Annotated in this window: 32 protein-coding genes; 13 read left to right on the top strand and 19 right to left on the bottom strand. The window is 65.7% G+C overall.

Translation table 11 applies throughout. The features are described from left to right. The first annotated feature begins 9 nt into the window (after window positions 1–9). Window positions 10–354: a hypothetical protein gene (locus tag ACZY08_RS11705; RefSeq protein ID WP_463744693.1), complete on the top strand. Its 345-nt coding sequence runs from the start codon at window positions 10–12 to the stop codon at window positions 352–354. Between the two features lie 30 nt (window positions 355–384). Here the strand turns inward: ACZY08_RS11705 and usfY (ACZY08_RS11700) are convergent, their stop codons facing one another. The 4 genes from usfY (ACZY08_RS11700) to ACZY08_RS11685 form a co-directional block, all read right to left on the bottom strand. Beyond that, window positions 385–693 (bottom strand): protein UsfY, encoded by a 309-nt coding sequence (gene usfY / locus ACZY08_RS11700; RefSeq protein WP_463744694.1) that lies wholly within the window; start codon window positions 691–693, stop codon window positions 385–387. Between the two features lie 187 nt (window positions 694–880). Then, on the bottom strand, window positions 881–1,138 hold the full coding sequence (locus ACZY08_RS11695; protein WP_463744695.1) for a DUF7218 family protein: 258 nt from the start codon (window positions 1,136–1,138) through the stop codon (window positions 881–883). Window positions 1,139–1,182: 44 nt separating this feature from the next. Further along, entirely contained in the window at window positions 1,183–1,338 is a 156-nt protein-coding gene (locus ACZY08_RS11690; RefSeq protein ID WP_463744696.1) for a hypothetical protein, read from the bottom strand. 7 nt (window positions 1,339–1,345) lie between these two features. After that, on the bottom strand, window positions 1,346–1,579 hold the full coding sequence (locus ACZY08_RS11685) for a hypothetical protein (RefSeq protein WP_463744697.1): 234 nt from the start codon (window positions 1,577–1,579) through the stop codon (window positions 1,346–1,348). A 134-nt stretch (window positions 1,580–1,713) separates the two neighbouring features. Here ACZY08_RS11685 and ACZY08_RS11680 point away from each other — a divergent pair, with 134 nt between their 5' ends. Both ACZY08_RS11680 and ACZY08_RS11675 read left to right on the top strand, forming a co-directional pair. Next, window positions 1,714–2,337, top strand: coding sequence for a maleylpyruvate isomerase family mycothiol-dependent enzyme (locus tag ACZY08_RS11680; protein WP_463744698.1), 624 nt, complete (start codon window positions 1,714–1,716; stop codon window positions 2,335–2,337). 185 nt (window positions 2,338–2,522) lie between these two features. Then, window positions 2,523–2,951: an STAS domain-containing protein gene (locus ACZY08_RS11675; RefSeq protein ID WP_463744699.1), complete on the top strand. Its 429-nt coding sequence runs from the start codon at window positions 2,523–2,525 to the stop codon at window positions 2,949–2,951. Here the strand turns inward: ACZY08_RS11675 and ACZY08_RS11670 are convergent. Beyond that, window positions 2,948–3,349, bottom strand: coding sequence for an anti-sigma factor (locus ACZY08_RS11670; RefSeq protein WP_463744700.1), 402 nt, complete (start codon window positions 3,347–3,349; stop codon window positions 2,948–2,950). The two genes, ACZY08_RS11675 and ACZY08_RS11670, sit on opposite strands and share 4 nt — an antisense overlap. Window positions 3,350–3,509: 160 nt before the next feature. Here ACZY08_RS11670 and ACZY08_RS11665 point away from each other — a divergent pair, with 160 nt between their 5' ends. The 7 genes from ACZY08_RS11665 (at window position 3,510) to ACZY08_RS11635 (ending at window position 8,447) form a co-directional block, all read left to right on the top strand. Next, window positions 3,510–4,550, top strand: a complete 1,041-nt coding sequence (locus ACZY08_RS11665) for a DNA topoisomerase IB (RefSeq protein ID WP_463744701.1) — start codon at window positions 3,510–3,512, stop codon at window positions 4,548–4,550. Window positions 4,551–4,578: 28 nt separating this feature from the next. Further along, on the top strand, window positions 4,579–4,803 hold the full coding sequence (locus ACZY08_RS11660) for a hypothetical protein (RefSeq protein ID WP_463744702.1): 225 nt from the start codon (window positions 4,579–4,581) through the stop codon (window positions 4,801–4,803). 11 nt (window positions 4,804–4,814) lie between these two features. Beyond that, window positions 4,815–5,288: a hypothetical protein gene (locus ACZY08_RS11655; protein WP_463744703.1), complete on the top strand. Its 474-nt coding sequence runs from the start codon at window positions 4,815–4,817 to the stop codon at window positions 5,286–5,288. Further along, window positions 5,288–6,517, top strand: coding sequence for an Nramp family divalent metal transporter (locus ACZY08_RS11650; RefSeq protein ID WP_463744704.1), 1,230 nt, complete (start codon window positions 5,288–5,290; stop codon window positions 6,515–6,517). The genes ACZY08_RS11655 and ACZY08_RS11650 overlap by 1 nt, the downstream gene beginning before the upstream one ends. Beyond that, window positions 6,514–6,879, top strand: a complete 366-nt coding sequence (locus ACZY08_RS11645; protein WP_463744705.1) for a PRC-barrel domain-containing protein — start codon at window positions 6,514–6,516, stop codon at window positions 6,877–6,879. The genes ACZY08_RS11650 and ACZY08_RS11645 overlap by 4 nt, the downstream gene beginning before the upstream one ends. Beyond that, a complete protein-coding gene (locus tag ACZY08_RS11640; RefSeq protein WP_463744706.1) occupies window positions 6,866–7,204 on the top strand; it encodes a hypothetical protein in 339 nt (112 codons plus the stop codon). The genes ACZY08_RS11645 and ACZY08_RS11640 overlap by 14 nt, the downstream gene beginning before the upstream one ends. Window positions 7,205–7,427: 223 nt before the next feature. Next, window positions 7,428–8,447, top strand: a complete 1,020-nt coding sequence (locus ACZY08_RS11635) for an iron-containing redox enzyme family protein (RefSeq protein WP_463745277.1) — start codon at window positions 7,428–7,430, stop codon at window positions 8,445–8,447. Here the strand turns inward: ACZY08_RS11635 and ACZY08_RS11630 are convergent. After that, a complete protein-coding gene (locus ACZY08_RS11630; protein ID WP_463744707.1) occupies window positions 8,427–8,633 on the bottom strand; it encodes a CDGSH iron-sulfur domain-containing protein in 207 nt (68 codons plus the stop codon). The genes ACZY08_RS11635 and ACZY08_RS11630 overlap by 21 nt on opposite strands. After that, a complete protein-coding gene (locus ACZY08_RS11625; RefSeq protein ID WP_463744708.1) occupies window positions 8,630–9,307 on the bottom strand; it encodes a HemK2/MTQ2 family protein methyltransferase in 678 nt (225 codons plus the stop codon). The genes ACZY08_RS11630 and ACZY08_RS11625 overlap by 4 nt, the downstream gene beginning before the upstream one ends. Window positions 9,308–9,436: 129 nt before the next feature. On the opposite strand from ACZY08_RS11625, the gene mbp1 reads away from it, so the two are divergent. Beyond that, a complete protein-coding gene (gene mbp1, locus ACZY08_RS11620; protein ID WP_064928832.1) occupies window positions 9,437–9,679 on the top strand; it encodes a microaggregate-binding protein 1 in 243 nt (80 codons plus the stop codon). A gap of 87 nt (window positions 9,680–9,766) precedes the next feature. On the opposite strand, the gene usfY (ACZY08_RS11615) is transcribed toward mbp1, so the two are convergent. The 4 genes from usfY (ACZY08_RS11615) to ACZY08_RS11600 are packed head-to-tail and all read right to left on the bottom strand — an operon-like array spanning window position 9,767 to window position 11,707. After that, complete coding sequence (usfY, locus tag ACZY08_RS11615) at window positions 9,767–10,075, bottom strand: protein UsfY (protein ID WP_463744709.1); 309 nt, start codon at window positions 10,073–10,075, stop codon at window positions 9,767–9,769. Between the two features lie 12 nt (window positions 10,076–10,087). Continuing rightward, a complete protein-coding gene (locus ACZY08_RS11610; protein WP_463744710.1) occupies window positions 10,088–10,705 on the bottom strand; it encodes a flavodoxin family protein in 618 nt (205 codons plus the stop codon). 13 nt (window positions 10,706–10,718) lie between these two features. Then, window positions 10,719–10,961 carry a hypothetical protein gene (locus ACZY08_RS11605; protein ID WP_463744711.1) on the bottom strand — a complete coding sequence of 81 codons (243 nt, stop codon included), beginning with the start codon at window positions 10,959–10,961 and terminating at the stop codon, window positions 10,719–10,721. A 59-nt stretch (window positions 10,962–11,020) separates the two neighbouring features. After that, entirely contained in the window at window positions 11,021–11,707 is a 687-nt protein-coding gene (locus ACZY08_RS11600; RefSeq protein WP_463744712.1) for a PAS and ANTAR domain-containing protein, read from the bottom strand. A gap of 72 nt (window positions 11,708–11,779) precedes the next feature. Here ACZY08_RS11600 and ACZY08_RS11595 point away from each other — a divergent pair, with 72 nt between their 5' ends. Beyond that, entirely contained in the window at window positions 11,780–12,367 is a 588-nt protein-coding gene (locus tag ACZY08_RS11595; protein WP_463744713.1) for a restriction endonuclease, read from the top strand. Here ACZY08_RS11595 and lat read toward each other — a convergent pair. After that, a complete protein-coding gene (lat, locus tag ACZY08_RS11590; protein WP_463744714.1) occupies window positions 12,364–13,698 on the bottom strand; it encodes an L-lysine 6-transaminase in 1,335 nt (444 codons plus the stop codon). The two genes, ACZY08_RS11595 and lat, sit on opposite strands and share 4 nt — an antisense overlap. A 52-nt stretch (window positions 13,699–13,750) precedes the next feature. Next, window positions 13,751–14,215, bottom strand: a complete 465-nt coding sequence (locus ACZY08_RS11585; RefSeq protein ID WP_463744715.1) for an Lrp/AsnC family transcriptional regulator — start codon at window positions 14,213–14,215, stop codon at window positions 13,751–13,753. Window positions 14,216–14,257: 42 nt separating this feature from the next. Here ACZY08_RS11585 and amaB point away from each other — a divergent pair, with 42 nt between their 5' ends. Beyond that, the gene (amaB, locus tag ACZY08_RS11580; RefSeq protein WP_463744716.1) at window positions 14,258–15,808 is read left to right on the top strand and encodes an L-piperidine-6-carboxylate dehydrogenase; all 1,551 of its coding nucleotides are present in this window, start codon (window positions 14,258–14,260) and stop codon (window positions 15,806–15,808) included. Here amaB and ACZY08_RS11575 read toward each other — a convergent pair. From ACZY08_RS11575 to allB, 6 genes are read right to left on the bottom strand one after another with little or no spacing between them, the layout of a single operon-like run. Further along, the gene (locus ACZY08_RS11575) at window positions 15,776–17,038 is read right to left on the bottom strand and encodes an amidohydrolase family protein (RefSeq protein ID WP_463744717.1); all 1,263 of its coding nucleotides are present in this window, start codon (window positions 17,036–17,038) and stop codon (window positions 15,776–15,778) included. The genes amaB and ACZY08_RS11575 overlap by 33 nt on opposite strands. Window positions 17,039–17,063: 25 nt before the next feature. Further along, window positions 17,064–18,125 (bottom strand): acetamidase/formamidase family protein, encoded by a 1,062-nt coding sequence (locus ACZY08_RS11570; RefSeq protein ID WP_463744718.1) that lies wholly within the window; start codon window positions 18,123–18,125, stop codon window positions 17,064–17,066. After that, window positions 18,125–18,526: an allophanate hydrolase-related protein gene (locus tag ACZY08_RS11565; protein WP_463744719.1), complete on the bottom strand. Its 402-nt coding sequence runs from the start codon at window positions 18,524–18,526 to the stop codon at window positions 18,125–18,127. The genes ACZY08_RS11570 and ACZY08_RS11565 overlap by 1 nt, the downstream gene beginning before the upstream one ends. 24 nt (window positions 18,527–18,550) lie before the next feature. Next, window positions 18,551–19,216 (bottom strand): GntR family transcriptional regulator, encoded by a 666-nt coding sequence (locus ACZY08_RS11560; protein ID WP_463744720.1) that lies wholly within the window; start codon window positions 19,214–19,216, stop codon window positions 18,551–18,553. A gap of 1 nt (window position 19,217) precedes the next feature. Next, window positions 19,218–20,099, bottom strand: a complete 882-nt coding sequence (locus ACZY08_RS11555; protein ID WP_463744721.1) for a hypothetical protein — start codon at window positions 20,097–20,099, stop codon at window positions 19,218–19,220. Further along, window positions 20,096–21,460, bottom strand: coding sequence for an allantoinase AllB (gene allB, locus ACZY08_RS11550; RefSeq protein ID WP_463744722.1), 1,365 nt, complete (start codon window positions 21,458–21,460; stop codon window positions 20,096–20,098). Before allB ends, ACZY08_RS11555 begins: the two co-directional genes overlap by 4 nt. Between the last annotated feature and the right edge of the window lie 22 nt (window positions 21,461–21,482).

Genomic DNA, 21,482 nt, shown 5'->3' with positions numbered 1-21,482 from the left:
GCGGACACCATGACCGAATCACAGACTCTGCGAACCGAGCGCACCGGCGAGCGGCGGATGCGAATTTCGCTCACCTGGGTGCTGGCGGTGTTGACCGTTCCTGCGGCGGTCCTGGTGTTCCTGTACGGCATGGGTGCGGTGATGAGCATGGCTGGGTGCACCGGTGACGTGTGCGCGAGCAAGGGCCCAGGCGAATTCTGGTTCGGGATCCTGTTCTACGGGGCGCCGGTGGTGCCGGTGGTCGTTATCGCTGTATCGATATTCACCTCGCGACTGTGGTACGGAGTTCTGGTTCCCCTGGCCGGATTGGCACTGCTGGCCATCGATTTCGCGGTGCTGGCACTCACCTTCTGAGCCGCCCTTCTGAGCCGCCCGCGCACAGGCTCAGCTGCTGGGGCGCTGCCTCATCACACCGGGGTGGTCGGTGTACCAGCGTTCTTCGATGCGACGCACCCGCATGTGCTCGAGTGCCAGCCACATCGATCCGATGACAAATCCGGCGGCAGACAACGTGCCCACCATCAGACCGACATCGGAATGACCGGTGGCGAACGCCGCCAGGGTGCCGACGAACAGGACCAGACCCACCAGGATCAGTACCAGTGCCGGCATGATGACGTTGTCCTTCATCGACTCGCCGGCATGGGGCCGGGTTGTCCGGGCGTGGTCAACAGGATCTTTTGGACCGTGCATGGCTGCTCCTTCCGCCATTTCTCGCCCCACCTGCCTACATGGGCTGCCTCCACGGTAGATCTCCTGAGCAGGTCTCGCGAGCAAAACATCATGATCACCCCGAGTCGCTGCGCAAAAGGCTCGCACGCCGACACCACGGCCCCGCTGGGGTAGCGGGGCCGTGGGTCGGACCTCTCGATCCGGGGAATCAGTGATTGCGGAGCATTCCGATCAGCTCGCGCTTGTTCTTGTCGGAATATCCCTTGATGCCAAGCTCTTTCGCTCGCTTACGCAAATGATCGACCGTCCAGTCGTCATAGGAACCGGACTCGCCACCCGAGCGGCCGACACTCGAACGACCCCTGTTGGCAGCGGCGTTGGAGATCCGCGCCGCTTTCTCCTTCGAGTTGCCCTCGTCTCGCAGTTCCTCGTAGAGCTTCTCGTCCTTGATTGACGGATTGGGCATCAGGCACCTCCCTTGTCGTTGATGGCCGCCCTTGTCGCCTGCACTCAGTACCAGGTCCGCCTGCCCGCCACCGGCCGTCCGATGGCCCCGAGCAGCCAGAACACGCCGCCGATGACCAGGAGGATCACCCCGATCACCCAGAGCAGGTACACGTTGAAGATCAAACCGAGGATGAGCAGAATTGCCCCGAGCAGAATCATGGCGACCTCAATTCACTGCCGCGACGGAACCCATCGCGCTGGGTTGCGGCAAACGGCACTCGTCCACCTTCGGGTTGACGCCCGCATAGTTCAGCGGACCGGCAATGACCGTCAGTGCGATGGCGCCGGCGGTCGCGCAGTTCGTTGATCCGCCATGGAAATAGTCGCGCTGCCAGGCCGCCACCACGCCGATGATCAACCAGACAAGCACGAGTGTTCCGAACAATCCACCAAGTCTCATGGCAGGCGATGTACCCCGCTGACGCGTGAGTCAAACATTCGGCAAGCGTAAACTTCTCGCAGCATCTGAAGGTAGTGAAATGCGCTGGGCTGGTGCGTGATCACAAAGGACATCGTCGAGCAGGAGGCATCGTGATGAGCACCGAACCATCACTGATGGACCTGGCCCGCGACGAGCGGGCCGATCTTGCCGAATTTCTGGCCACCTTGACTCCCGACGAATGGCAGACCGAGTCACTGTGCACCGGTTGGACCGTGAAAGACGTGGTGGCACACGTCGTCAGCTATGACGAGCTGAATCTCGCCGGGTTGTTCAAGCGCTTCGCGAGGGGGCGGGTGGTGCGGGCCAACGAGGTCGGGGTTGCCGAATACACGGCCATGTCGACCGACGAGCTGCTCCATTTCCTCAACCACCATCTACGGCCACGTGGTCTTCCCGCGGGATTCGGCGGCATGATCGGCCTGGTCGACGGCACCGTCCACCACCAGGACATTCGCCGCGCACTCCGACGCCCCCGCGTGGTACCGGCGCAGCGTTTGCAGCGAATCTTGCCTCTGGTGCCGGGCAACCCACGGCTGGGGGCAGGGCGCCGGATCAGAGGACTCCGGTTGCGGGCCAACGACATCGATTGGGAGCACGGTGACGGGCCGGAAGTCACCGGCACCGGCGAGGCGCTACTGCTGGCCATGACCGGCCGAAGACAAGCCGCCCGAGAACTCACGGGCTCCGGCGCAGCAACACTGCTCGAGAGGCTCTGACGAGAACCGAAATTGATTGTTCGACGCCGTCTCGGGGCGTAGAGTCCAATGCAGGTTGAGTTCACAGCCGCCCCGAACGTCATCGGGTGCAGGGCGGTACAGACTCCCTGTATCCAATGGCTTTGAGCCCACAGAGCCTGGAATGTGACGTCACCACAGTATTTCTTTCTGCTGAGGAGTCACCGATGTCCTCCATGAACGCCGCGAAAGCGGTGATACCGTCCGGCAACGACCGCAGGCCCGCGCGATTCTGTGCCCAGTGGTTGTGGCCGGCGACCGCAGTGATCAGCGTCCACGGCGAGCTGGATGCGTCCAACGCCGCTGAACTCACCGAATGGGGAATGCGGCACAGCAGGCCCAGCGGACAACTTGTCCTGGACCTCGGTTCCGTCCCGTTCTTCGGGGCGTGCTGCTTCGCCTGCTTGCACACCTTGAACGTGCGTTTTGCCGGCGAGAATATCGACTGGACCCTGATCCCCAGCCCTGCCGTTTCCCGCGTGCTCGGCATCTGCGACCCCGTCAAGGCACTACCGGTCTCTGTCGATCTCCCAGCTGCCTTGTCCACGCTGCGCGACCGGCCACCGCAGCTGAAGTTGGTAGATGTGGACCGCTAGCCGGGTGCCGCGGCCCAACGCCGCCGGATGGTCAGCGAGATGCCGAGCGTCGGCCGACTGTTGCTTTGCTGTTCGAATCCAGTGTCCTCGACAAAGGTTTCGACCTTTTCGGTGAGGGCTTCGAGCACTCGGCGGCTGAAACCACTCAGTACGAGGCTGTCCAGGTCATCGTGGGCGGTGTTGCAGTCCGTCGAAACCCGAACGACGAGTTCCTGTGCGCGCGGGTCTTCCACCAGCACGAGAGTGGCTGTGGCCGAAGCCATGCCGATCAGCACCGTGCACGCTTCGTCAACCGCAAGGGCCAGGTCGCCGGCGGTGTCGAGGTCCAGTTCTTCGTAGTCGGCAAGGCAACCCGTCATGGCCCTCAGCACTGCCAGCGCTTCGACTCGGGCCGGCACCCTGAGTTCCACAGCGCGCGGCCCGCTGGTGTGGCCGGATCCCCAGCGGGGTATTCGCCGTCCGTGCAGCACAGTGAGCCGAGGTCTCGATGCACGGTCAGATGACATACCCCTCGCGTACCCACACTCGTGTCGTCGCAAAACGAAGCGCGCGGGCGCGATGAGGCTGCGCCGCAGCGTGGTCGGCGGACCGGGGCTTCACCGGGTACGCCGCGGCCGGGGATTCGGTTACCGGGATGACGACGGCGCCGCGGTCACCGACGCGGCAACGCTGAAGCGCATCGAGGACCTGGTGATACCACCGGCATGGAAGAAAGTCTGGATATGTCCCTACCCCAACGGACACATCCAGGCCGTCGGGACCGACGTCGCGGGACGGCGCCAGTACCTGTATCACGCGCAATGGCAGCAGGAACGCGGCGAGGAGAAGTTCGACCGGGTGCTGGAACTCTCGGCCGGCCTGGCTGATTGGCGCAACGCCATCGCGACGGATCTGAGGCGACGCGGGTTGACCCGCGACCGCGTGCTGGCGCTCGGGCTACGACTGCTGGACCTCGGTTACTTCCGCGCCGGTGGGGACCAGTACGCCGAGGAGAACAACTCGTTCGGTGTCGCGACGCTGCTGCGTGAACACATCACGCTGCGGTCCGATGCGGTGGAGTTCGATTATCCGGCGAAGAGCGGCGTGCGCCGCACGCTGCTGGTCGAAGATCCAGCGGTGGTACGGGCAGTCCGGTCCCTACAGCGCAGCCGGAGCAACGGCGATCGCTTGCTGGCGTTTCGCAATTCGGCCGAATGGACGGAGGTGCATGCGGAGGATCTCAACGCCCGATTCAAAGAGATGGTCGGCGATGACTACACCGTGAAAGATCTACGCACGTGGCAAGGCACGGTACTGGCTGCCGAGGCCTTCGTCGACGCGGATCCTCCTGTCGACGGCAAGGTGATCAAACGCGTCGAGTCCGCGGTGATGCGCGAGGTCGCCGAGGCTCTCGGAAATACTCCCGCGGTCGCCCGCAGCGCCTACGTCGATCCTCGAGTGGTCGATGCGTACCGGGACGGACTGACCATCGCGGCCGGCGCCCGTCGCGCTGCCCGCATCCGCAACAGCGATAGGCGTCAGGGGATCTTGGAGAGCAGCACAGCCCGGCTGATCCGAAAGGTGAGCAGGCAGACGCGATCGAGCACTCGAAGCGTTTGATCAAGCGGCGACGGGGTATTCCGGCCGCATGACACGCGACGACGTGCCCGACGAGGTGCCGGTTGCCGATGCGCTCGAGCAGCAGCGCGAGCAGAACGAGGTGGTCCCCGACGCCGAGGCCCCGGCCTCCGGCCTGGACAGTCCGCCCCTGGAGGCGACCGACCCCGACTGGCAGGAACAACGTGAGGTGGTCGCGGAGGACGCCGGCCGCGACGAGTTCGACCGCGAAGACGGCGAAACGCTGCCCGGGTGAGGGAGCGCACCGTGGCCGACGAAGGAGATGCCGAAGACAAACCGCGACGAATACGGGCGGCGCTGCTTGCCGCCCTTCTGGTGGTCTCGCTGGGTCTGCTGCTGACCCGGTGCCCGGCCAACCGCGACGGCATGCCCGGCCAGCTCGCCCAGAGCATGGAAGAGACGGTGGCCGCGGCTCGTAGCGGCGCCTACGCACTGGACCTCCGGATGCGTGACCGGTCCACGCCGCAACTGGTCAGCGTCCAGATCTCCGATGCCCGGGACGAGATCGCCAAGGCTTACAAGGGAATTGCCGATCTCAAGGCCGACGATCCGGTCGACCTCGACCGCCAGCGGATGCTCACCGAAGCCCAGACCACGTTGATCGGCCAACTCAACACCGCCTCGGCCCGGGTCCGCGAGGTGGCCGCCGAGCCCGAGCTGTCCGCGCTGCGCGGCCAACTGCTGACGTCGGCCGCCGCTCTGGAAAACGGCTACCGCTGATGAAGAAGTTTTTTGCGGTAGCGCTGGGAATTCTGACCGCGATCGGCGGGTTCCTCGACATCGGCGATCTGGTGATGAATGCGGTGGTCGGTTCCCGCTTCGGGTTGGCACTGGTCTGGGTGGTGCTCGTCGGCGTGATCGGGATCTGCCTGTTCGCCCAGATGGCGGGCCGGGTAGCAGCGGTGAGCGGGCGCGCCACCTTCGAGATCATCCGGGAACGATTGGGGCCGCGGACCGCGGCGGCGAACCTGACGGCCTCGTTCCTGATCAATCTGATGACCTTGACAGCCGAGATCGGCGGCGTCGCCCTGGCGCTGCAACTGGCGACGGACGTCGGGCGGATGATGTGGATACCGGTGGCGGCTTTCGCGGTGTGGCTGGTGATCTGGCGGGTCAAGTTCTCGGTGATGGAGAACACCGCCGGTCTGGCCGGGCTGTGCCTGATTGTCTTCGCCGTGGCCGTCTTTGCCCTGCAACCACATTGGGGCGCGCTGGCCCAGCAGGCGACGCAACCGGTGATTCCCGAGTCCGAGTCCTCGGCGACCTACTGGTACTACGCGATCGCGTTGTTCGGGGCCGCGATGACTCCGTACGAGGTGTTCTTCTTCTCCTCCGGTGCCGTTGAAGAGCATTGGAAGACAAAAGATCTCGGAGTGTCACGGCTCAACGTCCTCATCGGGTTTCCGCTCGGCGGCATCCTATCGGTGTCCATCGCCGCCTGTGCCACCTTGGTGCTGTTACCGAAGCAGATCGAGGTGACGTCACTGTCTCAGGTGGTGATGCCTGTCGTGGAGGCCGGCGGCAAGCTGGCGCTGGCGTTCGCGATCGTGGGCATCGTGGCTGCCACATTCGGTGCGGCCCTTGAGACCACGCTGTCCAGTGGCTACACCCTGGCGCAGTTCTTCGGGTGGCCGTGGGGCAAGTTTCGTCGTCCGGCCGAAGCGTCGCGCTTCCACGTGGTGATGTTCGTGAGCATCGTCGTGGGTGCTGCCGTCCTGTTCACCGGCGTCGACCCCGTGATGGTCACCGAGTATTCCGTGGTGTTCTCGGCCATCGCACTCCCGCTGACCTACCTGCCCATCCTCATCGTGGCCAACGATCCGGAGTACATGGGCGACAAGACGAACGGAAGGCTGCTCAACATGTTCGGTTCCGTGTACCTGGTGATCATCGTGGCCGCATCGCTGGCTGCCATACCGCTGATGATCGTGACGGGGGCGGGCCAATGAGCATTGTCGACGCGCGCCTGCACCTGTTGGATCGGCAGCTGCTCGATGATGACGGTGCCCCGGTCGGCATCGTCGACGATCTGGAACTCGACGGCGTCGAGGCCGATGTGGACATCGAACCGGACAGCCCGCCGCCGCGCGTCACCGCGATACTTACCGGGCAAGTGGTGATGACCCGCATCCTCGGTGGCGCCCCGCCGCGAACGCTGTTGCACGAAATCCCTTGGAAACAAGTCGCTTCGATCGGCGTGACCGTGCAGGTGACGGCTCCCGAACTGCCGTCGGACACCGTCTGGGTAGAGCGTTGGCTGCGCGACCACATCGTCGCCCGCATCCCGGGAGGGCGTCATGCAGCTGAGTAACCTGCTCGGGCTCCGCGTGCTGGACGCCGGGCACCACCCGGTCGGAACCGTCATCGATGTCCGGCTCAGGATCGCCGACGACGGCGCGGATCATCCGGGCAGTCCAGAACTGACCGGCCTGGTGATCAGTCCCCGTACCCGCTCGTCCTACCTGGGTTACGAGCGCACCGGCCTCGACGCGCCCTGGCTCATCGCGACCATCGCCGCATGGCGCCATCGCGGGACCTTCCTGGCAGCCTGGAACGATGTGGGCAGAGTCGGATCCGACCACATCACGCTGCGTGTTGGGTATACCCGGCGCTCGCCGGCCCTGTCGAGTCGGTAACCGCATCGCTGTGGCGCTGCCACAGCCATTCGGTCAGGGCGTACTCGCTGAGGGCCTGCCGGTGCTGACGCTCGATGGCGTCGCCGATCCGCTCGAAAAGGTGCGCTGGTCCGGCCATGTTTCTCACCTCGACTCCAACAGCTTGTTGGATACCCCGGCAGGTACCCGGACAAACCGACAGACGGGTTTACCCCACGCCGCCGACGGGCATACCTCTTGCGCCATGACGACGCCTCCACCCCTCTTACAGCCAGGGCTTCCGCTCGCGAAGGGACCGATCTCTGCCGCCCTGATCGAGCGGCTCGGCGATCGGGCACCGTACAACCACCTCGAACCGGTGTGGATCCCCCTGCGCGATTCCGATCCTCTGGGCCTGGATGTGCAACTCGCGCTGTACATCTGCTACGAACTGCACTATCGAGGCTTCGTCGGCGTCGATCAGGACTGGGAATGGAACGCGGGCCTGTTGCACCTACGCTCGCAGTTCGAACGAATATTTCTCGCGGCGGTCCGGCGCGAGGTCGGCGGAATCGATCCTGACGACACCGCCGAACGCGAGATGGCGCGCTTGTCGGTCGAACCCGTCGACGGAACGGGTCCGTCTCATCACCTGAGCGGCGAGGGCACCTGGGACCAGATGCGCGAGTACTTCGTGCACCGGTCGTTGTACCACCTCAAAGAGGGTGACCCGCACGCCTGGCTGATCCCACGCCTTTGCGGCCAGGCGAAAGCCTCCTTCGTCGCCGTCGAGTACGACGAATACGGGGCAGGGTCGTCCGATCGCCTTCATCAGAACCTCTTCGCCGACCTCATGCGCGAGGCCGAGCTGGACGACCGCTATCTCGGCTATCTGGACGCGGTACCGGCTGAAAGCCTCGCGTTGGTCAATCTCATGTCCATGTTCGGCTTGCACCGACGGTTGCGCGGCGCCGCCGCTGGCCATTTCGCGGCAACCGAGATCACGTCCTCGCCTGGATCGCAGCGCATGGTGGCAGCCCTGGAACGAATGGACGCGCCCGAGGCATGCGTTCGGTTCTACCGCGAGCACGTCGAAGCCGACGCGGTACACGAGCAGGTCGTCCGGCACGACGTGGTGGGCGACCTCGTGCGGCGCGAACCGGCGCTCGACTCCGACGTGGTGTTCGGGATACGGGCCTTCGCCGCCATGGAGGACAGGTTGGCCGATCACCTGATGAAATGCTGGCTCGCGGAGCGTAGTTCGCTATGTCGGCCGCTGGCTTGACGTCCGCTTGACCTTGCGGTGGCTGGTGTCACACAACGGATAGGTCTTGGACCGGCGACAGGTACAGATGGCCACCATGAACCGATCTGATTCGACGGTGCTCCCGTCGGGCAGTTCGATCCGCACCGGCCCCTCGACGAGGATCGGCCCGCCCTGGATCACGCGTACTGCCCGCTGCTCGGTCATGGCTTGTCCGCCCGGATGACGACCAGGTCCTCTTCTGTCCTGTCATCGGTCAAACGCCCGGTATCGCGCAGCCAAGGAGTTTGTAGGTGCAGCACGGGGCCGAACGGAATCCGTTGGGTGACATAGACGTCCGCATCGAGGCCGCCCGCACGTAACAGCCTCACCGACTCGGCGACGTCGGCGAACTCGGATTGGACCAGAAACAAGGACCCGCCCTCGGCCATGATCCCAGCGGCCGAGCGGCACAGCGGGTCGAGTACCAGCCGGCCGTCCGGGCCACCGTTCCAGGAGTCCATCGGACCGGTCGACACGACCACTTCGGCAGAGGTCTCCGGCCCTACCGGAACGTAGGGCGGGTTGCAGACCACGATGTCGAACGGTTCGTGTTCCAGCGCCTGGGTCCACGAGCCGAGTCTGGCATCGACGTCCACCTGTGCGGCCAGCGCGTTGGCCTGCGTACAGTGCACCGCGCTGGGCGAAATATCCAGCGCGGTAACCTTACTGGCGCCCATCTCGGCGGCGGCCACGGCGACGACTCCGCTCCCGGCGCACAGATCCACCACCCGGCGGCCTGCCACCGCACCGTCGCGCATGAGCGCATCAATCAGCAGCCATGAGTCCTGCTGCGGTCGGTAAACGTTCTCAGCGCCAACGGCGATGCTTCCGGAAATCACCTCTATTCGATACCCAACCGAGCGGTCTGCAAACGTCACGTTTAGCCCCGCCGCATCCGGGAAATCCAGGGGGTGCGTGGAGAAGCCGCGTGGAATGACCAATCCACTCCAGTAGCGGAAAGGTAAAGCATGACCGAGAAGAACTCAGGACCTGAAGAAGGCATCAAGGGCGTCGTCGAGGACGTCAAGGGCAAGGCCAAGGAAGCTGTCGGTACCGTCACCGGCCGCGAGGACCTCGTGCGCGAGGGCAAAGCCCAGCAGGACAAGGCCGACGCCCAACAGGATGCCGCCAAAAAGGAAGCCGAAGCCGAATCGGCTCGGGCAGGTGCCAAGGCCGCCGAAAAGCGTGAGCAGGCGAACCAGCGGCCCTAGTCCGAACTTGATTGAAGAGATGGCCCCGCCAATGGTGGCGGGGCCATCTCGCGTTCTCGTGTTGTGACGATTTTGACGGTTTTGACGTCAGCTGTTGGGCGCCTGCCTGATCACATCGGGATGTTCTGCGTACCAACGTTCTTCGAGGCGCCGCACACGTAGGTGCGCGATCGCCAGCCACAGGCCGCCGGCCAGCAGACCCACCGCCGCCAGAATCGCCAGCACCACCCCTACCCCGGTGTTGCCCGTTGCGAAGCCGAACAGACACGCGACGAACATCACGACACCGAAGCCGATCAGGACCAGTGCAGGCATGTTGCGGTTGTCCTTCATCGCCTCACCGGCATGCGGCCGGGTCGTCCTGGTGTGGTCGACAGGGTCGTCAGGACCTTTCATCGTTTCTCCCTCTCACTCGTAGCGCGGGTACTGGCCCACCTTGAGCAATCCGGCCAGGTGCGCGGCGTTGCGGGCCGCCGCGGCGGTTGCATCGGCGACGGGACTGGGCACTTCGTCGAGATCCAGATAATCGGTGCCGTGCATGGCCTCGCCGTTCCAATACGTACAGCCCTGCGCCGGGATCGTGTAGCCGATGTCGTTTAGCGCCTGGAAGAGATCGGCCACGGTCTTGTGTGCACCGTCTTCGTTTCCGACGACCGACACGAGCGCCACCTTGCCCGCCACCACCGGACGACCGGCGTCGTCGGTGTTCGACAGTTCGGCGTCGAGCCGCTCCAGGACGCGCTGCGCGATGCTCGACGGGTGGCCGAGCCACACCGGCGTCGACAACAGCAGGATGTCGGCGTCGAGAATTTTCTTCCGAATTTCGGACCACTGGTCATCGCCGCCCATGTCGGTTTCGACCCCGGGTGCGATGACGAAGTCGGCACACCGCAGCGACTCGGTGCCGACCCCGAGTACGCCGAGATTGTCGCAGACCTGCTCGGCGATCAGTTCGCTGCTGGACTCGGCCGGCCGACGCTTGAGGCTGCAGACGAGGGCCAGTGCGGACAGCGCCGGGGCCGTCATCGCTCAACTCCCCTCAGCCGGCGCGCTGACGGTCGACAAGCTCAGAATGTCCGGATTCTCTAGCGCAGTGAGCGCAGCAGTACACCGATTTGCCCGCCTCAACCCCGTGGCCCAGGATCCGGCAGCCGCAGTGCGCGCACTCAGGGGCGACCCGAACCGCCGCGCACTCGACGCTGTCGAACGTCTCGGTGTGACCGTCCCAGCTCACAGTGAAGGCTTTGTCGTAGTCATTCCCACAGGTAGCACACGTCGCCATTGCTCAACTCCCCGCTCGCTTTACATCAGCGACGGAAGTCTTCCCGGGACCGGGAGGTGCTAAACCTCCGGGCTGACCCGGCGGTGAGCGGTGAGCAGTAACCGGTCGAACACCACGCGGTCCGGAAGTGTCTCGGTGTAATCGAGATTCAGGAAATCCTGTGCCAGCTGCTCGGCCAGCAGGCGCAGCTTGGTGTTGGTTTCCTGTGAACGCCATTTCAACAGCTCGAACGCCGCGTCTTCATCGATCCGGTAGATCAGCATCAGCATGCCTTTGGCCTGCTCGATCGCGCTGCGGGCCTCGGCGATCTCGGCCACCACTTCGCTGACGGCCTGCTGTTGTGCCTGCGCCAGCGCCGGCGAGACGTCGACGTAGAAGCCGTGCGTTCCGATCACCGCACCGGTGTCGTCGAAGATCTGATCGCCGACCACCACGACGTGGTGGACATCGCCGGCGACATCGACGATCCGGTGCCGGGTGCTGAACGCGCCCGAGGTACGCCGGATCTCCAGCAGTGTCGCGGCCACCTGCCCGTAGTCGTCGGGGTGCTTGTGTGAGAGCACCAGTTCGGTGGTCGGATTCGCGGTGCCCGGCTCGTAGCCGTGCATCCGCTCCACCTGGGGCGACCATTCCCAGCGCTCGTCGGCGAAGTAGAACCGGAACCAACCGACGCGCTGCGGCTCGCCCCCGGCGAGCGCGTGCTCGATCGGTGACTCGGGGGTCCACGCTGCCGAATCACTCGTCACCGAGTGAGCCTATCGCGCCGACCTGGCAGCGACTCACCGTATTTGTCACACGTGACATTTACATTCGACCTCGTGAGACGGCTCAGGATCAAACTCTTCATCGCAGCCGGCGCGGCGGCCGCGGTCGCAAGTCACCTGGCCGGGGTCGACACGGCCTGGAGCCTGGCGATCGGCGGCGCGGTGCCGCTGGCGCTGGCGGGCACTCCGAGGTTCCTGCTGGGCGCATTCCACGGCACCCGCACCCCCGGTGCTCGCGAGCAATCGGCGACCGAGATGACCGGGCTGGAGTTCGAAGATCACGTGGCCCACGTGGCACGGAAATCTGGGCTGCCGGTGATCATGACCCCGCTCACCGGGGACTGGGGCGTGGATCTGATCGTCGGACACCGGCCTCACCGTATTGCCGTGCAGTGCAAACGACTGTCACGGCCGGTCGGCGCGGGTGCCGTGCAGGAGGTGGTCGCGGGAGCGCCGATGCAGGATTGCGCCAGGACCATGGTGGTCACCAACAACGAATTCACGCCGGCCGCACGGAAACTCGCCCAGCTTCACGGCTGCGAGTTGGTGGGCGGGGCCGACCTGCCCAGACTCAAATCGATTCTGCGCCGCGCGGCAGCTCCAGAACCGGCGATGGACCCGGCCGCGGACAGCGGGCCCTAACCCGCCAGCGGCGATCTCAGCGCCGCGCGAACGGCTTCCAGGCACGCGTCGATCTCCTGGCGGGTCACGGTCAGCGCCGGGCGGAACCGCACCGAGTCGGTGCCGCTCGGCAGCATGATGACGTGGCTGTGCCACAGCCGGCGGATCAGCTCGTCGCGCGCGGCGGACGTGGGCAGACTGAAGGCACACATCAGGCCACGGCCACGGGGGTCGAGTACGGTGTCGGCGAAGTCCGCTGCCAGCCTGTGTAACTGATCGCGGAGATAGTCACCGGTCACAGCGGCGTTGCGCAACAAATCGGCCGATTCGATGACCTCGAGGATTCGACGCGAACGCACCATGTCCACCAGGTTGCCGCCCCACGTCGAGTTGATCCGCGAGCTCACGGTGAACACGTTGTCGGCGACCTCGTCGACTCGCCGGCCGGCCATCAACCCACACACCTGAGTTTTCTTCCCAAATGCGACCACGTCCGGGGCGACCCCCAATTGCTGATAGGCCCAGGCAGTTCCGGTGATGCCGCACCCGGTCTGGACTTCGTCGAAGATCAGCAGGGCGTCGAACTCGTCGCACAGTTCCCGCATCGCCGCGAAGAACTGCGGTCGCATGTGCCGGTCACCACCCTCGCCCTGGATCGGCTCGGCGATGAAGCAGGCGATGTCGTGCGGGTTGGCCTCGAATGCGGCCCTTGCCTGACGTAGCGAATCAGCTTCGAGCGCAGCGCTGTCCACACCCGGACGCAGGTACGGCGCATCGATGCGTGGCCAGTCGAACTTCGGGAAACGGGCCACCTTGACGGGATCGGTGTTGGTCAGCGACATCGTGTATCCGCTGCGGCCATGGAACGCTCCGCGCAGATGCAGCACCTTGGTACCGAGGTCGGGGTCGATCCCGCGGGCCTCGTTGTGGCGGCTCTTCCAGTCGAATGCCACTTTGAGTGCATTCTCGACCGCCAACGCCCCGCCGTCGACGAAGAACAGATGCGGCAGGTCCGGATCGCCGAGCACCCGGCGGAAAGCCTCGACGAAGCGGGCCAACGGCACGCTGTAGATGTCGGAATTGCTCGGCTTGTTCACCGCGACCCGGGCCAGCTCGGCACGGAAGTCTCCGTCGTCGGCCAACGCCGGATGGTTCATCCCCAGTGCGGATGAGGCGAAGAAGGTGAACATGTCCAGGAACCGGGCGCCGGTGCGCGCATCCACCAGATGCGACCCACGGGAACGGTCCAGGTCGAGGACGAAATCGAAGCCGTCGGTCAGGATGCTGCGCGCGAGGACGGCCCGCACCCGGTCAGGAGTTACGCGTGGCGTGGACGTCAGCACTGCGGTCATGGCGCCATCTTAACGGAATTTTTATGGCCACATCCCACTGCAACCGTAACGGTTACGGAACATAGTCTCGTCCACTGTAAAATGTCTGCAAAATGATCGTGCTTCGAGTGCGGACGTTGGCCGCGGTCCTGATCCGCTGGAGCAGGTCCTCCAAGGCCCGGGCCGAGGCGACCCGGACCAGCAGGACGTAGCTCTCCTCACCGGCCACCGAGTGGCACGATTCTATTTCGGGGATGCCCTGCAAGCGGGCAGGCGCATCATCGGGTTGGGACGGGTCGAGAGGAGTGATGGCGACGAACGCGGAGAGCATGTTGCCCAGCGCTTCGGGATTGAGCCGCGCCGCATATCCGGTGACCACTCCGCGCGACTCCAGGCGGCGCACGCGCGCCTGCACCGCCGACACCGACAACCCGGCCGCGGATGCAAGGTGCGCCAGCGTGGCCCTGCCGTCGGCGGCGAGCGCGCGGACCAGGATCCGGTCGGTGTCGTCCAGCACGTGTTCGTCGGCTTCACCCATGGCCCGCACTGTAACTCCTCGGCAACCCCAGAAAGGCACACGATGACCACCACCGAACGGACCGATCTCCCCACCGCAGAGGAGCTGCGCAGGCGGGTACGGCTGGCCCTGTCGGCCATCGGCTCGGACATCGCACTGGGCGAACCGAGCACTCCGGGCCCCGGCCTGCATGCCAGCACACCGATCAGCGGGGACGTGCTGTTCACCCTTTTCGAGGACAGTAGTGAGCAGGCCGATGCCGCGATCACCGCTGCCGCACAAGCCTTCTCGACGTGGCGAACCACTCCGGCACCGGTCCGCGGCGCGTTGGTGGCACGCCTTGGTGAGTTGCTCATCGAGCACAAGGACGATCTGGCGACGCTGGTGACGGTGGAGGCAGGCAAGATCACCTCCGAGGCGCGGGGCGAGGTGCAGGAGATGATCGACATCTGCCAGTTCGCAGTCGGCCTGTCGCGCCAGTTGTACGGCCGCACCATCGCTTCCGAACGCCCCGGGCACCGCCTGATGGAGACCTGGCACCCGCTGGGCGTCGTGGGCGTGATCACCGCGTTCAACTTTCCGGTCGCGGTGTGGTCGTGGAACACCGCGATCGCTCTGGTCTGCGGCGACACCGTGGTGTGGAAACCGTCGGAGCTCACTCCTCTGACCGCGATCGCATGTCAGGCCCTGATCGAGCGCGCCGCATCGGACGTGGGCGCACCACCGACGGTGAGCCGGCTCATCCTCGGCGGGCGCGAGTTGGGTGAACAACTGGTCGACGATGCACGGGTGTCGCTGGTCAGCGCGACCGGGTCGGTGCGGATGGGTCAGCAGGTCGGACCACGTGTCGCAGCGCGGTTCGGCAAGGTGCTGCTTGAGCTGGGCGGCAACAACGCCGCGATCGTGACGCCCTCGGCCGATCCGGACCTCGCGGTGCGGGCCATCGTGTTCTCGGCCGCGGGTACCGCCGGTCAACGCTGCACGACGCTGCGCCGGTTGATCGTGCACTCGTCGGTCGCCGATGACCTGGTGTCCCGGATCGTCTCGGCCTACCGGAGCCTTCCCGTGGGCGATCCGAGCGTGGACGGCACCCTGGTCGGCCCACTCATCCACACCAGGGCCTACCGGGACATGGTCGGGGCGCTGGAGCAGGCCCGCGCCGATGGTGGCGAGGTTTTCGGCGGTGAGCGTCATGACCTCGGCGACGAGGGCGCGTTCTACGTCTCGCCCGCGGTGGTGCGGATGCCGGCACAGACCGACATCGTGCACACCGAGACCTTCGCGCCGATCCTCTACGTCATGACCTACGACGATATCGACGATGCGATCGCCCTGAACAACGCAGTACCACAGGGACTTTCGTCGGCGATCTTCACCACCGACGTGCGCGAGGCCGAGCGGTTCATGGCGGCCGACGGATCCGACTGCGGCATCGCCAACGTCAACATCGGTACCTCGGGAGCCGAGATCGGCGGTGCGTTCGGCGGCGAGAAGCACACCGGCGGTGGCCGCGAGTCCGGGTCAGATGCGTGGAAGGCGTACATGCGCCGGGCCACCAACACCGTCAACTACTCCTCGGAGCTACCGCTGGCCCAGGGCGTCCATTTCGGCTGAGCGGCCGACGTGCGTCACAGCACAGGATCGGCTGGTGCGACTGATCGACACGAGGCGGCCCCGGCTCAGCACCATTCGATCCTGCGGGGCGCCGGCCACCGCCTCCTCCAAGCTCGATGCCCGGATGGCCAGCAGCTCCGCGGACAGGCCGGCAGCCACCCCCGCCACCGGCAGACCCATGATGTCGCGTGCCCCCGCACTGACAGCGTGGTAAGCCTCACTGACCGACAAGTGCCCCGCCGCCACCAGCAGCATCGCGGTCTCGAGTGCGTCGCTGCGGCCCAGCGGGTTGTAGGGGTCGCGGACGTTGTCCGCGCCGCCCGCAACGCGCACACCGGCGTCCAACAACGCCCGAACGGCGGTCAGTCCGCGCGGCGTGGCGACCGGATCGGCCCAGCCTTGCAGGTACAGATTGGTGATCGGGAGGCTGACGATGCCGACGTCACTGAGTTTCACCGCACGGATCACCCGATCGAGCACGTCGGCTTGCACCATCCCCAGACTGACGCAATGCCCGGCCGTCACCGGCATCGACTCCGGCCAGTCCCGTACCGAATGGGCGAGTTCTTCCAGCGTCAGCATCATCGGGTTGAGCTGTTCGTCGGTATGCATGTCGACGCCGACATTGCGGGCCCGCGCAATCGCCAACAACCGCTGCAGGTTCCCGCTCGGATCCGGGGTCTGGTGCGGATGGCCGCCGACGAATTCGGCGCCGAGATCCAGGGCTGCGTGCACGGCCGCGTCGTCGGCGAAGTACGGCGCCATGACAACGATCTGGATGTCCATGACGGCGGCGAGTTCCTCGCGCACCGCGACCAGCGCGCGGATACCCCGCAGTGGGTCATCACCGCGCAACAGGTTGACGTGCGACCGCACCGCAGTGGTCCCGTTGCCGAGCAACAACAGCGCCGCCCTGCGAGCACGCTCGGCGATGCCCTCGACGGTCAGGGACGGGGTGTGGTTTTCCCACGCGGCGATCGCTGCGCCGAGATCCCCCATCGGCGGCCGGATCTCGTCGAAGGACAGCGCCTTGTCCAGGTGCGCGTGCGGCTCGGCAGGAGCGGTCAGCAGCAGATGCCCGCTGAGGTCGAGGTCATCTCCGACGGCCACCCTCCCCGCGGCGGGGACGACATCGCGCACCCGTTCTCGTTCGAGGTGCACGTCGACGACACGGCCGTCCGGCAGCGTGGCGTTGTGCAATACCGGCACGGCTCGTCCGTGCGCGGTCACCGGTGAACCCTGGGCCATCACAGTCCTAACAGAAGTCGGATTTGCGGATCGTGCAGTGCACACCCTTGACGATGTCGACCACCTGGGTGACCGAAAAGTCGCCGGCCGCACTGAGATAGAGGTATGCCTCGCTGGGCGTCATCCCGGTGTGCGCCGACAGGAAGTCGACCGACAGTTGAGCGCACTGACGCATCGCCTCGTCGAGGCTTTCGTTCATCCCGAGAATGATCCAGTGATCATCGGTGTCGACGAACGGCATGGGCGCACGGGCCGGTGTCAGCGAGGTCACCACCGTGAGGCGTGCCGTGGCCCGTAACGACCCTTCCAGCGCGGTCAGGGCGATCTCGCCGTTGCCCTGCGCGAAGTGAGGATCGCCGAGGTAGAACCCCGCACCGGGCACCTGCACCGGTAGGTACAGCGAGCTGCCGACCACGATGTCCCGCACATCCATGTTGCCCCCGAATGGACCCGGCGGGATGGTGCTGAGCGGCTCCGGACCGGCAGGGGTCACACCACACAGACCCATGAACGGACGGAATCCGATTGTCGCTCGGCCACTGGCGAATTCGAACACGGCATGCGTTCCGGTCCCGTCGAGCCTGCAGAACTTGCTGAACACCGCGGGAATACTGCCGTCGGCTTCTCGTGGCAGCCGATCCGGCAGTGCACCGCGCTGGTGCCTGCTGGAGACGACACCGTACGGGACGCGTGGTCGCAGATCCAGGAAGTCGACGCGTAGCCAATCGCCCGGCTGTGCACCGCGGACGTGAACCGGCCCGAGCACGATATGCGGTGCCTTCGGCGCTACCGGCTTGCGCAGGTCCGACGCTGCCAGATCGATGGCGTCAGTGAGTACGTCGGTGCTCTCGACACCGTGCCGGCCGAAGTAGGCGACCGGGTCACGGCCCTGATCCTCCATCAACCCTTCCTGCGACACGGTGTCGAAGGTGACGGTCCGGCCGCTGTCAACGGTGAGCACCGGTGCCGTATCAGGGGTGGGAAGCGTTCCCCAACTGATGGTTTCGCTGTTGCACCACAGATAGTGCTCGGCGGTCCCTGGGTCGATCCCGGCCTGCAGGATCGGCATCACCGCGTCCCGGCGGGCTCGCCGAGGTGCTGTCGCCACCCACCACGCGCGGTGATCTCCCGCGCCTGGTCATCCTCGATCGGCAGCGATCGGCACACCATACTCAGTGCACCGCGACCGTCTTCGAGTTGGATCACCGAAAGTTCGAGCTCGGCGGGCTCCCGGGGCAACAGATTCTCCCGTAGTTCTGCGTAGGTCATCTCGTAGATCTCCCCGGGCACCGACCAGCCGCCATCGCGCACCGGTGCCAGCCCGGGAAACACATCGCCGAAGGAGAAGAACCGGTAGGCCGGCGCGGTGCGCACCGGACCGACGAACCGGGCCGAGGCCAGGGCATCGTTGAGCGGCCCGCCCGACATGGCCTGGCCGTTGACAAACATCAGGACAGTCTCGTGTGACATGAAAACTCCGTCTGGAAAGTAGGTTCAGCTCAACGTGGTGTTGCCGTGGCCGCGCAGCGCGTGCACGCGCATGGCGGTGGCGGCGCGGTCGAGGTCGCCGCTGGCAAGGTCGTCGAGCAGGGTGCGGTGCTGGGAGATCGGCTCATGGCCCGGCTGCTGGACGTAGTCGTCGGTCGGGTACAGAAACGCCTGGCGTTCCAAGAACGACGACGTGATCGGGCAGAATGCGGCGCGATTGATGGCCATGTGGAACTGCAGATGCGCCATCGCATACTGCGGGCTCACGACGCCGTACTCGCGCATTGCGGCGGCAAGTGGGTTCAGCCCGTCATACAGCGAATCCCAGTCCACTTCACCGCATTTGGCAGTGATCAGCTTCGCCGCGACCTGATCGAACGCGACCCGCAGCTCGTGCAGCTCGGCGCGGGCGGCCGCGTCGACCTCGACCACCACGAGCTGACCGCGCCTCACCCGCTCGACGAGTCCTTCACTCGTCAAGCGCTGCAGCGCTTCACGTATCGGCGTCCGGCTGACCCCGAGATCCTCGGCGATCTCCTCCTCGGTCAGCCGGATACCGCCGGTGTATTCACCGGTGGTGATCTGCTGCCGCAGATAGCGGTACACCCGCTCGCGCACGCTCAGCGGTTCACCCGTGGTGGAAACGGCGAGGGTACTGTCCAACGGACTCATCTCATCCTCGCTTCGCCAGTGCGGCGCGGCACGCGTTCGTCGCGCGCTGCATGAAGGTGCCCGACATCACGTTCATACCCGCTTGCAGCGCCGATGTCTGCAATGCGCTCACCCGGTTGTTCAGGTCGAAGAACTGGTTGCCGGGTGCGGTCAGCCGGCCGAAGTCGAAGGCGAACGGCGTGTCCTCCGAGGCATCGGTCTCCCCCCAGGTCGTGGTGTTGACGAGCAGCGACGGCGGCTCGTCTCCCAGCAGTTCGGCGACCCCGGCCGGGCCGCAGTGCTCGGCGCCGAATCGCCGCGCCCAGGTCGCGAGCGCCTCGACGTTGCGTGCCGAACCGATCAGGCGGGCCAGCGGCCACGCCCGACGGCAAGCCAGCGCCACCGAGTTCGACGAACCGCCCGAACCCAGCACCAGTACCGACTCCGGAGTCCTGCCGCCCATCAGGGTCTCCATGGCTGCCTGGGAAGCCCAGCTGTTGGTGTTGACTCCGACCGCCCCTGCGGATCCGCGAACGATGGTGTCGACCACGCCCGTCTGCGCGGCCGACGTGGTCAAAGTCGGTATCGCAGGAGCCACCTCTTGTTTCCACGGGCTGAGCACCAGTGCCAGAGACCAGCGCGAATCACCCAGTAGCTCAACGGGACTGTCGAAGTGAACGGTGTCGTCCAGGTCGACGTTCTCGGCCAGCAGAGCATCGTGCAGGAGCCTGCCCTTCAGTGCATGCGCGGCGGTGGTGCCGATTCCCGCGATCACGGTCGGATCCGACCCCCCCGATCCTGATGACAATCCGGTTGCGACGCTCCGCACCTCGTCGACGCACTGCGCCACGGCAGCGCGGATCGTCGCTGCGCCGTCGGCCTCCAGGAGAGTCATCCCGGTCATCGCAGCCCCTCCCGTACCGGCTTCACCTGACGGCCCGCGGGCGCACCGATCACCTCGCCTTTCTCGTAGACCAGTTGACCACGCAGATAGGTGGCCACCACACTGCCGGTGAGCTCCCACCCGTGATAGGGCGTGACATTGTGCTTGGAGTGCAGGCCGGCCTGGTCCAGCACCACCTCGGCACCGGAATCGACGAGCACGAGGTCGGCATCGAAACCCGGTGCGATGCGGCCCTTGTCGGCCATCGACCAGCGGCGTGCCGGGGCGTACGAACACAATCGCACGATGTCCTCCACCGTCAGCCGGCCCTTGGCGGCGGCGGTCAGCATCAGCGGGAGCATCGTCTCGACGCCGATGAATCCGCCATAGGCCTTCCACACATCCTTCTCGGCCTGCTCGGTGACGGTGTGCGGAGCGTGGTCGGTTGCGACCATGTCGACATCACCCCGGTCGATGCCCGCCCACAGCGCGGCGACATCGGCCGCCGGGCGGATCGGCGGGTTGAGCTTGATCAGGTTTCCGTAGGTGTCATAGGCACGGTCATCGAGGAACAGATGGGACACCAAGGCTTCGATGCTGACCCGGTGACCCTGAGCCCGCATGTCCATGACGCGTTGCAGTCCCGCGGCGGTCGACAGGTGGTGGATATGCAGCTTCGTCTTGGCCTCGGTGGCCATGGTGATGATCCGGGTGATCGCCTCGACCTCGACGAACGCCGGCCTGCCCTCCAGGTGGGCGCGGGGATCCCGCCTGCCCTCGGCCTTCAACCGGTCCCCGAACATACGCAGCAGGTGGTCGTTCTCGGCGTGGACACCGACCACCAGATCCGCGTCGGCGGCGGCTTCCAGGCCACGGAATATCGCGGCGTCGTTGGGGCAGCGGTTGTCGCCGGTCGTCTGTCCCATGAAGAGCTTGAACCCCATGGCGCCCAGCTCGGCCATACCGGCGATCTCGTCCGCATTGTCGTGATCGAGCATTCCGTAGAGCCCGAAATCCACGAATGCCTTGTTCTTCACCAGATCGAGCTTCTGCTGATAACGCTCCGCTGTGGCGACCGGTGGTTTCGTGTTGGGCATGTCGACAACGGTGGTCACACCGCCGGCGGCCGCCGCCGACGTGCCGCTGGCGAAGTCTTCCTTCTCGGTCATGCCAGGCTCGCGGAGGTGCACATGCACGTCGACCAGGCCGGGAAGCACCAGCAGCCCGGCCGCGTCGACCGTCGGAACCCCTTCCATCGCCAGGTCATCGCCGACGGCGATGACTTTGCCGTCTGCCACAGCGATGTCCTGGCGGCGGCGGCCGTCGTGGGACACCACGGTTCCTCCGGTTACGACGAGATCCGGGGTGAGTGGAGCGGTCATGTCAGACCTTTCTGTTTCGTGC

The sequence above is a fragment of the Mycobacterium sp. IDUB_9 genome (genome assembly GCF_055419505.1).
Note: the sequence above shows the minus strand (reverse complement) of the source record. Positions and strands in the feature narration are given on the sequence as shown.